The organism is Natrialba aegyptia DSM 13077 (assembly GCF_000337535.1).
GTDB classification, from domain to species: domain Archaea; phylum Halobacteriota; class Halobacteria; order Halobacteriales; family Natrialbaceae; genus Natrialba; species Natrialba aegyptia.
Map to the genome: position 1 here is coordinate 551,665 of NZ_AOIP01000031.1, position 12,514 is coordinate 564,178.

Consider the following 12,514-nt stretch of genomic DNA (forward strand, 5'->3'; position numbering starts at 1 on the left):
CACGTACCTGATTCGGGTGCGACGCGGCGCTAGATTGATCCCGGACCCCTCTGCTGTCGCCGCTCCCGTCTCCGCGCTATCATCGCCACGCAGTGACGCTCGCTCGATTACCGGTGGTCGTAGACCCGTTTGACCTTGCCGACCTCCGTCCGTTCGATGCTCCCGGGGTCGACGAGTTCGAGTTCGTCCGGCGTGAACGAGAGCACGTTTTCGAGCCGCGTGAGTATCCGATCGCGCAACTCGTTTCGGTCGGCCACCGGATCGGTTTCGTGCTCGATCGTGAGCTCCAGTCGATCGAGGTTGTCCTCTCGATAGAGGTCGATCCGGTAGTAGGGGGCGACGGAATCGAACTCGAGGACCACGTCCTCGATCTCGCTCGGATAGAGGTTGACGCCGCGGACGATGAGGAGGTCGTCCGCACGACCGGTGACGTTATCCATGCGAACCATCGTTCGCCCGCAGTCACACTCCTCGGTGGTGAGCGTCGTCAGATCGCCGGTCCGATATCGCAGTACCGGGAGCGCCTCCTTCGAGAGGGTGGTCAGCACGAGTTCACCTTCCTCGCCCTCGGGCAGTGGCTCGCCGGTGGTGGGGTCGACGACTTCGGGGTAGAAGTGGTCTTCCCAGATGTGGAGGCCGTCCTGGGCGTCGTGGCACTCGACCGAGACGCCGGGGCCGATGATCTCCGAGAGGCCGTAGATGTCGATGCCGGTGACGCCGAGCCGGTCTTCGATTTCCTCGCGCATGGGGTCGGTACAGGGTTCGGCACCGAAGATAACGGTCGAGACCGGCAGGTCGGCGACGTCGATTCCCATTTCGGCGGCCGTCTCCGCGAGATACAGCGAGTACGACGGCGTGCAACTGAGCGCGTCGCTCTCTAAGTCTCGCAGGAGTTCGACCTGTCGCTGGGTCTGGCCCCCGCCGATCGGAATGACTGTCGCCTCGAGTTCTTCGATGCCGTAGTGGAGTCCGAGGCCGCCCGTAAAGAGTCCGTAGCCGTAGCCGTTCTGGACGGTATCCCCCGGTTCGACCCCCGCTGCGGCGAGCGATCGGGCGACGACCTCGCTCCAGACGGCCACGTCCTCGTCGGTGTAGGAGACGATTTTCGGCTTCCCGGTCGTCCCGGAGGAAGCGTGAATCCGGCACACGTCCGCGTCGTCGACGGCGAACAGGCCGTCCGGGTACTCCGCCCGAAAGTCTTCTTTCGTCGTGAACGGTAGCTGCTGGATATCATCGACCGTCTGGATATCGTCGGGGGAAACGCCGGCGGCGTCGAGTTCGTCGCGGTAGAACGCCACGTTGTCGTAGGCGTGGCGGACCGTCTCTCGAAGCCGTTCGTTCTGCAGCGCTCGAATCTCCGAACGGGGGGCCGTCTCTGTCTGCGTGTGACTCATCCTCACTCCCCACTCTAGAGTCCCTCGATAAAAATCATGGGGTATGCACACACGGATTGTGGATTGTGGTAACGATCATAGTGCGGGGAGCAAAGTGGGCGAGGGAAGCTGACAGCGGCTCTCTCGCGGGACTAACGAGGACGACCCGGGTCAGCGAGCACGAATCGGGCGCGTATCACCGTCAGGACCTTATAAAACCGCCACAAGCGGGGGTCGATTTTTATAGGGTGGTGAAATCAATTGGTGGTATGTCTCAGGGTGACATATCACAGGGGAGCAGGCGTGACGTTCTTCGAGCACTCACGGCCGGGAGCGTCGTCGGCGTTACCGGACTCGCCGGCTGTATCGGCAGTCCCGACGAGGTCGGCAACGGCGACGACGAAAACTTCGATACCGTCCAGTTCGGCGTCCTCGAGCCGTTCACCGGCGCGTTCACTGATCTCGCCGAAGAACGACACCAGGGAACCGAACTCGCGATCCAGCAGATAAACGAGAGCGACGAGTACGACTTTACGATCGAGTACGACGACTACGACACGCAACTCGACCCGGCGACGGCGACCCAGCGGGCCGATCAGGCGGTCCAATCCGACGGGGCGCAGTTTCTCACCGGCTGCATCTCGAGTTCGTCGGCGCTCGCTATCAACGACTTTGCGCGCGAGAACGAGGTCGTCTACACGCCGGGCGCGGCGGACGTGTCGATCACGGGCGAGGAGTGCAATCAGTACGTGTTCCGGTTCGAGACGAGTACGGCACAGATCGCCGAAGTGATGTCTCAGTGGACCGCCGACGAACTCGGCGATCGGATCGTCTACCACATCGCGGACTACGCGTACGGCGACTCCGTGCTGGAGGAGGTCGAAGCGCGGATGGAGTCGATCAGCGACTCCTACGAGCGCGTCGGCGTGACCCGGTCGGATCAGGGCTCGAACGACTTCGAGGCGTTCATCAGCCAGATTTCGAACGAAAGCGACGAGGCGGACGCGCTCATCGTCGGAATGACAGGATCCGACCTGGCAACCTTCCTCTCGCAGGCGCGCTCGCGCGGCCTCCAGAACGAGATTCCGATCGTCACGACGACCGGCTCGTTCCGGTCGATCCGATCGGGGGCCGGCGACGGGACCTACGACATCTACAGCGGCGTGCGATACGTGCCCGAACTCGAGACGGGAGATAACCAAGAATTCGTCGAGGCCTACGAGAGCGAGTACGACGGCGACGTACCGGATAATTTCTCGCGCGTGGGCTACGAGTCGGTTCGGATGGTCGCAAACGGCATCCGCGAAGCCGGTTCCCGCAATCCGACGACGGTCGCGGAGACGCTGTCCGGCATGGAACACGAAACCATCTTCGGGCCGAACGAGTTCCGCGAGTGCGATCAGCAGGCGTCGAATCCGGTCTGGATGGGCGAGTGCGTCGAACCGGAGTCGGGCGACCTCGCCACGGTCGACCTCCTCGAGGAACTCTCCGGAGCGGACGCAGCGCCCGACTGTGCGGAGACGGGGTGTGACCTGTAGTATGGACCGGCACGATCCATCGACTGTGAGGCCAGATCCAACGCCGCTGTCACGGGTGAACTCGATAACCAATGGCTAGTGAACTCCTGCAACTGCTGGTCGACGGGTTGACGATCGGCGTCGTGTACGTGCTGTTGGCCGCGGGGTTGTCGGTCATCTTCGGCGTGATGAACGTCATCAACTTCGCCCACGGGGAATTGTTCGCGCTGGGTGCGTACTTCGCGTTGGCGCTCATCGCGCCGTTTGGCGGCTCGGCGTTTTTCGTCGCACTGTTCGTCGCACCGCTTCTCGTCGGGATCATCGGGGTCGGAATCGAACGCTTTACTGTGCGGCCGTTGTACGGCCGGAACCCGTTGTATCACATTCTGTTGACGTTCGGCCTCGTGCTGGTCATCAACGATCTGATTTACCTGATCTGGGAACCCGGAAGCGTCACCCTTCCGCTTCCGGAGATGCTCTCGGGGTCGATCGCCGTGCTCGATGTCACCGCCAGCGTGTACAACCTGTTCATCATCGTCCTCGGCGCGCTGATGGCGATCGCCGTCTGGGCGATGTTCGAGTTCACGAAGTACGGGTTGATCGTCCGCGCCGGTGCCCAGGACCGGCAGATGGTCCGGAATCTCGGGATCGATATCGACCGGTACTACTCGCTCGTGTTCGGGATGGGGGCAGCCCTGGCCGCGTTCGCCGGCATCATCCTCGGCGGGTATCAGACGGTCAATCCGACGATGGGGATGTCCGTCATCATCCCGGCGTTCGTCATCGTCGTTCTCGGCGGGCTCGGAAGTTTCAGGGGAGCCGTCGTCGGGGGACTCTTCGTCGGTCTCGTACAGACCGCACTCCGGATGTACGCGCCGATCTTCGAGGGGACGGGTATCTTCCTGCTCATGATCGGCGTGCTCCTCGTTCGGCCACACGGCCTCTTCGGTACCGACGCCGCCGAGGAACACACCGGCGATCTTCTCTCGGGACCGCGCGGCGGCTTTCTCGACTCACAGACCCGCACGCGGCTCGGACTCGCCATGGTCGGCCTGCTGGCACTGGTCCCCCTCGGCGCGGGAACCCTCTACTCCACCTACGCCGTCACGCTCGTGATCGAGATCATCATCTGGGGCCTGTTCGCCCTCAGCCTCGACTTCGTGATGGGGTACACCGGCCTGGTGTCGCTCGGCCACGCCTTATTCTACGGACTCGGTGCCTACACGGTCGCGCTCGGACTGTCCCACGTCAGTCAGTCCGCGTTCGTCGTGATCGGACTCGCGATCGTCCTCTCGGCGGTGATCGCCTGGGGTATCGGCTTCCTCTCGATCCGCGTCTCGGGCGTCTACTTCGCGATGATCACGCTCGGATTCGCCGAATTATTCTACAACATGCTCGGTCAGCTCGATATCACCGGCGGCTCCGACGGCCTGTTCGGCCTCTCCACCTACTACGGTCTCGCCGGCATCGGCGTCGAACTCGACGAGATCGCCGTCTTCCTCGGCCCGGTCGCGATCACCGGCCAGTCACTGTTTTACTACATCGCGCTTTCGGCGCTCGTCGCCTCGTTCCTCCTCACCCGACGGATGCTGAACTCGCCCTTCGGCGCGGTTCTCAAGTCCATCCGCGAGAACGAACAGCGGGCGACGTTCATCGGCTACGAGACGACCGTCTACAAACGGCGGGCGTTCGTCGTCAGCGGCGCGCTGGCCGGGCTCGCCGGCGGACTCTTCACGCTTAACGCGGGCTATGCGACGCCGTCGCTCGTGGATTGGCTCAACTCCGGCGAAGTCATCGTCATGGTCATTCTCGGGGGGATGGGGACACTCTACGGGCCGATCATCGGCTCGGGCATCTTCTTCGGCCTCGAAGAGTTGCTCACCGGCTTTACGGACCGGTGGCGACTGGTCCTCGGGACGATCTTCGTCCTGTTCGTTATCCTCCTCCCGGGCGGGCTGGTCTCGCTTCCGAGCCGGCTCGCGCCGGCCCTGCCCGGGACGCCGGGTCGAGGACCGAACTCGGAGCCGGAGCCAAAGCCGGAATCTAACCCGGATCCGGAACCAGCGACGGACGTCGACGACGCACACACCAGGGGTGACGATTGATGGCACTCGAGTCGAGCGAACCGAGCGAACCGAACGAATCGAACGAATCGACCGATCCAACCGAACCGAGCGACCCGATCGAAACGACCCAGCAACGCACGGACAACCCGCTGCTTCAGACCGAGAATCTGGTCAAGCGATTCGGCCAGTTCACCGCGACGGACCGCATCGACCTGACGATCGAACGCGGCGAGTTCAGGAGCGTCATCGGGCCGAACGGGGCGGGCAAAACGACCCTGTTTAACCTCATCACCGGCGCATTGCCCGTCACCGAAGGCGCGATCTACTTCGACGGCGCGGACATCACGACGCTGTCGCCGTCGGCGCGGGTCCGTCGCGGCATCGGCCGCTCGTTCCAGATCTCGAACGTCTTCGGCGGGCTCACCGTCCGCGAGAACGTCAGGCTGGCAATCCAGTCGGTCGCTCGCGACGAGTATACCGCCGTCGAATCGCTGTTCAAACCGACCGACCGCTACGACGAATTGAACGACCGAACCGAGGCGATCCTCGACCGCATCGGCCTCGCTCACGTCGCCGCCGAACAGGCGAACGCACTCGCCTACGGCGACAAGCGACGGCTCGAAATCGGCGTCGTCCTCGCGACCGATCCCGAACTCGTGCTGTTCGACGAACCGACCGCCGGCATGAGCGTCGAAGAGACCCGGGAGACGATCGACCTGCTCGAAGCGGTCCTCGTCGACCAGACGCTGTTGCTCATCGAACACGATATCGAACTCGTCATGGAACTCTCAGACCGCATCACCGTGTTGAACGGCGGGCAGATACTCGCGGAGGGAACGCCCGCGGAGATCGCCGCGAACCAGGACGTGCAAAACGCCTACCTCGGGGGGATGACCGAATGAGCGCCGACCCGCTCCTGTCGGTCGACTCGGTAGACGCCGGCTACGGCGACACGCAGGTGCTGTGCGACCTCTCGCTCTCGGTCGAGGCGGGCGAAATCGTCTCGCTCGTCGGCCGCAACGGTGCCGGGAAGACGACGACGCTCCGAACGATTATGGGGATTCTCCAGCCGACGAGCGGGCACGTCACGTACGACGGAACCGACATTTCCGCACTCGACGCAACGGAAACCGCTCAGCAGGGTCTCGCACTCGTCCCGGAGGAACGCCGAATCTTCCCCGACCTGACCGTCACGGAAAACCTCGAACTGGCGGCCCACGGCGGCACGGCGGACGGTGACTCACTCTCCGTCGCCGAAGTTCTCGAGATGTTCGAGAACCTGCGAGAGCGTGCCGGAAACGCCGGGTCATCGCTTTCCGGCGGAGAACAACAGATGCTCGCAATCGCCCGTGCGCTCGTCAGCGGCGCGGATGTCGTCCTGCTCGACGAACCGACCGAAGGGCTCGCCCCCTACATCGTTCGGGACGTGATGGACATCGTCGCGGCTCTCAACGACCGCGGAATCACCGTCCTGCTCGTCGAGCAGAACGTCCAGGTTTGTCTCGAACTCGCCGACCGCAACTACCTCGTCGACCAGGGGCAAATCGTCTACGAGGGCACGGCCGCTGAACTCGGGGCCAACGAGGACGTTCTCGACAGATATCTCGGTGTGACCGTCTGAGCCGTCTCTATTTTCCGCCGGGTGGCTGACTGCTGACAGCGACCGACATCACGGTTTGTACACCCGCCCCCGGAACGTTGCAACGCGGTCGTCAGTTTCCTCGGTCGCGTCGGCGACGACGACCTCGTACTCGGCGGTGCGGCCACCGTCGTGAGTCTCCCGAGCCGTTGCGGTGAGAACGGTTCCGACCTCGACGGCCTCCAGGTACGAGACGTTCGTCTCGAGCGCGACCGCGGTCTCGCCGTCGGCGTTCGACGCCGCGGCGAACGCCGCATCGGCGAGCGAGTAGATCGCGCCGCCGTGTGGCGTGCCGTGGAAGTTCGTCAGGTTGTCGGTGATCTCGAGACGCGTTCGTGCGGTGCCCGCCCCGAGTTCGGCGAGTTCGATACCGAGGGTCGCACAGTAGGGGTCGCTCTCGATCTGTCGTCTGATCGCGTTCGCGTTCGCGTCCGCATCCGTCTCTGCGTCTCGCGGTGCCATACGCTGGCACAGCGATGCGGAAACGGAAGTATCTACCGGCGGAGCGCTGATCACCCGAAGAGTTGGCCGAAAAGCGCCGCCTCGCCGCGGCGGAGTCGTTCGAGGAACGCCGACTTGCTAATGTCGAGTTCGTCGGCGACGGCCTCCGAGGACGTTTCGCGCGGAATCGCGAAGTAGCCCATCGCGACCGCGGTGCGGATGCACTCTTCCTGGGCCGGCGTGAGATCCCACCGGTGGCCGGGCGATTCTCTGGCCTCCGCTTCGAGCGGGTAGACCCGTTCGAGGCGGACGCCGACGGTTTCGCCGGCCGCCGCCATGACGCCCTTGAGAACGTCGCGGCCGACGACCGCACCGGTGATCGTCGCCGCGCCGTCGCGGTATCGGAGCGTTTCGATGATGAGGCCGCCGTCGATCAGTTCGTGGACGACGCACGGATGCTTCGACAGGCAGCGGTACCGGTATCGGCCGTCCGTTCGAGAGACGTGCAGGTACAGGAGTCGGTCGTCGGCGTCCAGCGTCTCGACCAGTTCCTCCGACTGTACCGCCGTGAACTGTAGCAGATCGTACCCGTCGCTGCGACGCTGTGGCGGTTTGGCGTCGACCTCGATTCCGGTCGCTCGCGTCGCCGCCGCGAGCGGACAGTCGTCGTTTTGCACGCGGAACTCGACCGCGAGGCACTCGTCAATCATCCCCAGTAGCATGATCTATTATCTGGAATATATTTAAAACCCCCGTATGTGGTGGTCAATTGCTAAGGATATAACCCGCGTCTAGTGTGATACGATGAACATCGACACGGTCAAAGAACGCGCGGGGCCGCGGGAGTTCAGCCCGGCGGACGAACTCCCGAGGGAGTACCGGGAGGCGGCGACCCGGATGATCGAGTTCCACGCCAACAGCGAGATCATGGGGGCGTATCTGGAACGGCCGTTCATCCGGCAAGCGCCGAGTATCGACCGGAAACTGGCCTTTTCCGCGAAGGTGCAAGACGAGATCGGTCACGGACAGTTGCTCTACCGCGCCGCGGAGTCCCTCGGCGTGAAGACGCGCGAGGAGATGCTCGATGACCTCGCCAACGGCGACGGGAAATTCTTGAACTGTTTCCACTATCCGATGGAGAGCTGGGTCGAGACGCCGATGATCGCCTTTTTCGTCGACGGCGCGGCGATGCGCCGGCAGGCGACACTCCGGCGAACGAGCTGGGAGCCGTACGCTCACGCGATGGACAAGGTGTGTTTCGAGGAGGGCTTTCACGTCAAACACGGCGAGGACATCCTCAAGGAACTCATGTCCGGATCGAAGAAAGAACAGCAAATGACCCAGGAGGCCTTCGAGGAGTGGTGGCCCCGCATCATCCAGTTCTTCGGGCCGACCGACGACAAGAGTACCCACCACGATTTCGCCGCCTCGGTGGGGCTAAAACAGCAGTCCAACGACGACCTGCGCAACGCCTTCCTCGATCAGTACATCCCGAAGGCGCGCAAGTACGGGCTCGAGATCCCCGACGAACCCCGGATTCGCGAGCGCGACGACGGCACCTACGCGGTCGAGGAGGACGACCTGAATTGGGACGAGTTCTTCACGATCGCGAAGAACGAGTTCGAGCCCGGACTGGGCCAGATCAACGGGCGAAAGACCGCACAGGAAGCGGTCGACTGGGTCCGCGAAACGATCGAAAACGACGCCTCCGCCGCCGGCGGCCACGCGCCGCAGGCGGCCGACTGAGCATGATCTGGGAAGTCTTTCGCCAGGAGAAGGCGGGCGAGTATCACACCCACTGTGGCAACGTCCACGCGCCGGATCGGGAGATGGCAAAGCAGTTCGCCGCCGTCCAGCACGGCCGGCGCAAACCGACGAACAGCCTCTGGGTCGTGCCCCAGGAGGAAGTCGGCGAGATCGACGGCGAGGACGTGGCCTTCGGCGGCACCACCGACAAGAGCTACCGCTGGGCGACGGCCTACAACACCACCGGAGCCGACGCTCGGGAGGTCGTCGAGTCCGAGGACGAACAGGCGACCGCCGAGAAACAGCGGGGTGACGACTGATGGCGGCCGCACCCGACGAGTTCAGCGGACCGGACGACCTCGAAGAGCGCGAGCGGACGGCGCTCGAAACGCTCTGCAAGCGTCTCGCGGACGACGAGTTCGTCCTGGCAGAGCGCTACACGGAGTGGCAGGTCCGGGCACCGACGCTCGAATCGGATCTCGCGCTCGCGAACAACGCGCAGGACGAACTGGGTCACGCTCGCCTGTGGTACGACGTGCTCGGCGATCTCGGCTTCGGGGAGCGGGAGCTGGTCTACGAGCGCGACCCCGACGACTTCCGGCACAGTACGCTCGTCGAACGCCCCTTCGAGGACGGCAACTGGGCCGATCCCGTTCTCCGGTCGTACCTCTACGACGTCGCCGAGGAACTGCGACTCGAGGCGCTTGCGGACTCCTCGTACCCGAAAATCGCCGACCGCGTCGAGAAGATTCGGAGCGAAGAAAGCTACCACCGCGAACACGCCCAGAACTGGCTCGAGCGCCTCGCCGACGACGAGGAGAGCCGCGAACGCCTGCAGGCGACGCTCGACGAGTTGTTTCCGCATGCACTCACGCTCTTCGAGCCGTGCGCGCCGCCACGCGACGCGAACGAGGCGAGCGGCGACAAGCCGCGAGCAGTCGACCCCGGGATCGAAGCCGATATCGTCGACCTCGGTCTCCGCACCGCGACGCTCGAGGAACTCGGCGAGGAGTGGCTCTCGATCGTCGTTCCGTACCTGGAGTCGCTCGATCTCGCAGTTCCGATCGACGGTGACGACGGCTTCGAAGTGACAGCAGCTGCACTGCCCGACGAGCGCGGCCGCGACGGCACCCACACCGACGCGTGGGCCGAACTCTACGACGAGTTCACCCGCACCTATCGCGAACTCGGTCGCGACGAACCGACCACGATCATGGACGCTCCCGAATGAGAACGAGAACGAGGACGAGAATTCAATGAGTAGCGATATTCAAGACCACGATCCAGCCCCAGACTCGGACTCGGACTCGGACCCAGACCCGGACTTCGACCCCGACGCCGAAACTGGCGCGACGCCCTGTGCGTACACCGACTACCGATCCGGTGAGGCCGACGATAACCTGCCGGCAACCGGCGCGGACGCGGCCGGCCTGGAGGCCGCCGTGTGGGACGCCCTCTACGAAATCGAGGACCCGGAGATGCCGGTTAGTATCGTCGATCTCGGGCTGATCTACGGGGTGTCAGTCGACGACGAGGACGGCGTCGCAACCGTCGACATGACGCTGACGTACTCCGGCTGTCCGGCCCGAGACATGTTGACAGAGGAGGTCGAAGAGGTGGTGGCGGCCGTCGACGGCGTGGAGGAGGCGACGTTGCGTCTCGTCTGGAGCCCGGAGTGGACCGTCGAGTTCGTCACGGAACGGGGCAAAGACGACCTGCGGGAGTTCGGGTTGAGCGTATGAGACGGCTGGATCCGAGCGTCACGACGAGCGGGGACGCGGCGGGTGCGGAGTGTCCCTACTGTGAGTCGACGAACACCGTCCGCGAACATCCCAAGGGCCCGTCGCTGTGCCGGTCGATGCACTACTGCAACGAGTGCGAGCAGCCGTTCGAGAAGTTCGAGTAAGTGGATACAGATAGCGATCCGCCAACCCGTCACGAGTTCCGTCGGCTCAACTATTTTGGTACTTGTTATCGTACCTCTGTCTAAGCCATGGCGACCACCGAAACGCTCGCTCGGGAGGACCTGCGCGCAAAACAACGGCAACGACTCCGCGAAACCGTCGCGTACGCCGCCGAGAACGTCCCGTTCTACCGAAGAAAATTCGACGACGCCGGCGTCTCGCCGTCCGAGATCGACTCGCTCGAGGCTATCGAGAACCTGCCGTTTACGACGAAGGAGGACTTCCGCGCCGAGTATCCCGACGGCCTGTTCGCCGTCGATACTGCCGAGATCCGGCGAATTCACGCCTCTTCCGGAACAACCGGGAAACCCAAGATCGTCGGCTACACCGAGCGGGATCTCGATCGCTGGCACGAGGTCATGGCCCGGTCGCTGGCGGCGGCTGGACTCGACGACACAGATACCGTCCAGAACGCCTACGGCTACGGACTCTTTACGGGCGGTCTCGGCTTTCACGGCGGGGCCGAGGAACTCGGTGCGGCGGTGATTCCGACGAGCAGCGGCAACACCCGACGACAGGTCGAACTCGCGCGCGATTTAGGCAGCGACGCGCTCTGCTGTACGCCCTCCTACGCCCTCTACGTCGCCGAAACGGCCGAAGCGATGGGGATCGATCCGACGAGTCTACCGCTCTCGACGGTGCTCTACGGAGCCGAGCCGTGTACGGAGCCGATGCGCGAGAAAATCGAGGACCGGCTCGGCGTCACCGGCATCGAGAACTACGGCCTCTCGGAGATCATCGGCCCCGGCGTCGCCGCCGAGTGCCGCGCGGCCCAGGACGGCATGCACATCTGGGAGGACCACTTCTACCCCGAAATTATCGATCCCGCGACCGGCGAAGTGCTGCCCGACGGCGAGGACGGTGAACTCGTGTTGACCACCCTCTCGAAGGAGGCGCTCCCGGTACTGCGATATCGAACCGGCGACCTGACCAGTCTCACATACGAGGAGTGTGTCTGCGGCCGGACGATGGCGCGCATGGACGGCGTCACCGGCCGCGCGGACGACCTCCTCATCGTCCGCGGCGTCAATCTCTACCCGAGTCAGATCGAAGCCGTGATCCTCGAGTTCGATGCCGTCGCCCCCTACTACCGGATCGACCTCGATCGGGACGACGGCCTCGACACGCTCGCTCTGACCGTCGAACTCGAGGCGGAGTACGACGGCGACCGCGAGGCGCTCCGCGAGAAGATCCGCGAACGGTTGCACAACGCGCTGTCGTCCACGCCGGACGAACTCGAACTCGTCAAGTACGGCTCGATCGAACGCACAGAGGTCGGCAAGGTCAAACGGGTCTACGACCACCGCTGAGAGCGGCGTGGAACCCGTCGCCGACTGGCACCTTTATTACGGTTCACGTGACAGTGTGGTGCATGGACACCGAAGCCTTCTTCGAGGGGATGCCCTTCGCCTCCCTGCTCGGCATCGACGTCACCGACTGCGCCGACGGCCACGCCGAAGGCGAACTCGAGATGAGCGACGAACTCTCCTGGAACGAGGATCGCTTGATGGCCCACGGCGGCGTCACGTTCACGCTCGCGGACACCGTCGGCGGCGCGGCGCTGGTCTCGCTCGTCGACCAGCCGGTGCCGACGATCGACATTCGGATCGACTACCTCTCGGCCGGCACGGGCGACCTCTACGCCGAAGCGGACGTCGTTCGCTGCGGCAGCGACGTCGGCGTCGTCGACGTCGACGTCTACGCGGCGGACGACGACACGCACATCGCGGACGCACGCGGCGTGTACAAGACGGGATAGCGGAGCGGA

At 64.1% G+C, this 12,514-nt stretch carries 14 protein-coding genes; 11 read left to right on the top strand and 3 right to left on the bottom strand.

Annotation, left to right across the window (positions count from 1 at the left end; genetic code table 11):
* Window positions 1-107: 107 nt before the first annotated feature.
* On the bottom strand, window positions 108-1,394 hold the full coding sequence (paaK, locus tag C480_RS13840; RefSeq protein ID WP_006666235.1) for a phenylacetate--CoA ligase PaaK: 1,287 nt from the start codon (window positions 1,392-1,394) through the stop codon (window positions 108-110).
* A gap of 248 nt (window positions 1,395-1,642) precedes the next feature.
* Between paaK (C480_RS13840) and C480_RS13845 the strand changes: the two genes are divergently transcribed.
* The 4 genes from C480_RS13845 to C480_RS13860 all read left to right on the top strand — a co-directional run bounded on the left by C480_RS13845 (window position 1,643) and on the right by C480_RS13860 (window position 6,577).
* On the top strand, window positions 1,643-2,911 hold the full coding sequence (locus tag C480_RS13845) for an ABC transporter substrate-binding protein (protein ID WP_006666236.1): 1,269 nt from the start codon (window positions 1,643-1,645) through the stop codon (window positions 2,909-2,911).
* A gap of 71 nt (window positions 2,912-2,982) precedes the next feature.
* Window positions 2,983-4,995: an ABC transporter permease gene (locus C480_RS13850; RefSeq protein ID WP_006666237.1), complete on the top strand. Its 2,013-nt coding sequence runs from the start codon at window positions 2,983-2,985 to the stop codon at window positions 4,993-4,995.
* Window positions 4,995-5,858 carry an ABC transporter ATP-binding protein gene (locus C480_RS13855; protein WP_006666238.1) on the top strand — a complete coding sequence of 288 codons (864 nt, stop codon included), beginning with the start codon at window positions 4,995-4,997 and terminating at the stop codon, window positions 5,856-5,858. Before C480_RS13850 ends, C480_RS13855 begins: the two co-directional genes overlap by 1 nt.
* Complete coding sequence (locus tag C480_RS13860) at window positions 5,855-6,577, top strand: ABC transporter ATP-binding protein (protein WP_006666239.1); 723 nt, start codon at window positions 5,855-5,857, stop codon at window positions 6,575-6,577. The genes C480_RS13855 and C480_RS13860 overlap by 4 nt, the downstream gene beginning before the upstream one ends.
* 48 nt (window positions 6,578-6,625) lie before the next feature.
* Here the strand turns inward: C480_RS13860 and C480_RS13865 are convergent, their stop codons facing one another.
* A complete protein-coding gene (locus C480_RS13865) occupies window positions 6,626-7,057 on the bottom strand; it encodes a PaaI family thioesterase (RefSeq protein WP_006666240.1) in 432 nt (143 codons plus the stop codon).
* Window positions 7,058-7,107: 50 nt separating this feature from the next.
* The gene (locus C480_RS13870; protein WP_006666241.1) at window positions 7,108-7,746 is read right to left on the bottom strand and encodes a helix-turn-helix domain-containing protein; all 639 of its coding nucleotides are present in this window, start codon (window positions 7,744-7,746) and stop codon (window positions 7,108-7,110) included.
* A 94-nt stretch (window positions 7,747-7,840) separates the two neighbouring features.
* On the opposite strand from C480_RS13870, the gene paaA reads away from it, so the two are divergent.
* The 7 genes from paaA (at window position 7,841) to C480_RS13900 (ending at window position 12,505) form a co-directional block, all read left to right on the top strand.
* Window positions 7,841-8,782, top strand: coding sequence for a 1,2-phenylacetyl-CoA epoxidase subunit PaaA (gene paaA / locus C480_RS13875; protein WP_006666242.1), 942 nt, complete (start codon window positions 7,841-7,843; stop codon window positions 8,780-8,782).
* 2 nt (window positions 8,783-8,784) lie between these two features.
* Window positions 8,785-9,102: a 1,2-phenylacetyl-CoA epoxidase subunit PaaB gene (paaB, locus tag C480_RS13880; RefSeq protein ID WP_006666243.1), complete on the top strand. Its 318-nt coding sequence runs from the start codon at window positions 8,785-8,787 to the stop codon at window positions 9,100-9,102.
* Window positions 9,102-10,013 carry a 1,2-phenylacetyl-CoA epoxidase subunit PaaC gene (gene paaC / locus C480_RS13885; protein ID WP_006666244.1) on the top strand — a complete coding sequence of 304 codons (912 nt, stop codon included), beginning with the start codon at window positions 9,102-9,104 and terminating at the stop codon, window positions 10,011-10,013. The genes paaB and paaC overlap by 1 nt, the downstream gene beginning before the upstream one ends.
* 25 nt (window positions 10,014-10,038) lie before the next feature.
* The gene (gene paaD / locus C480_RS13890) at window positions 10,039-10,524 is read left to right on the top strand and encodes a 1,2-phenylacetyl-CoA epoxidase subunit PaaD (protein WP_006666245.1); all 486 of its coding nucleotides are present in this window, start codon (window positions 10,039-10,041) and stop codon (window positions 10,522-10,524) included.
* On the top strand, window positions 10,521-10,688 hold the full coding sequence (paaE, locus tag C480_RS23860; RefSeq protein WP_006666246.1) for a 1,2-phenylacetyl-CoA epoxidase subunit PaaE: 168 nt from the start codon (window positions 10,521-10,523) through the stop codon (window positions 10,686-10,688). The genes paaD and paaE overlap by 4 nt, the downstream gene beginning before the upstream one ends.
* Before the next feature lie 87 nt (window positions 10,689-10,775).
* Window positions 10,776-12,056 (top strand): phenylacetate--CoA ligase PaaK, encoded by a 1,281-nt coding sequence (gene paaK, locus C480_RS13895; RefSeq protein WP_006666247.1) that lies wholly within the window; start codon window positions 10,776-10,778, stop codon window positions 12,054-12,056.
* 62 nt (window positions 12,057-12,118) lie between these two features.
* Window positions 12,119-12,505 carry a PaaI family thioesterase gene (locus tag C480_RS13900; RefSeq protein WP_006666248.1) on the top strand — a complete coding sequence of 129 codons (387 nt, stop codon included), beginning with the start codon at window positions 12,119-12,121 and terminating at the stop codon, window positions 12,503-12,505.
* Window positions 12,506-12,514 lie beyond the last annotated feature (9 nt).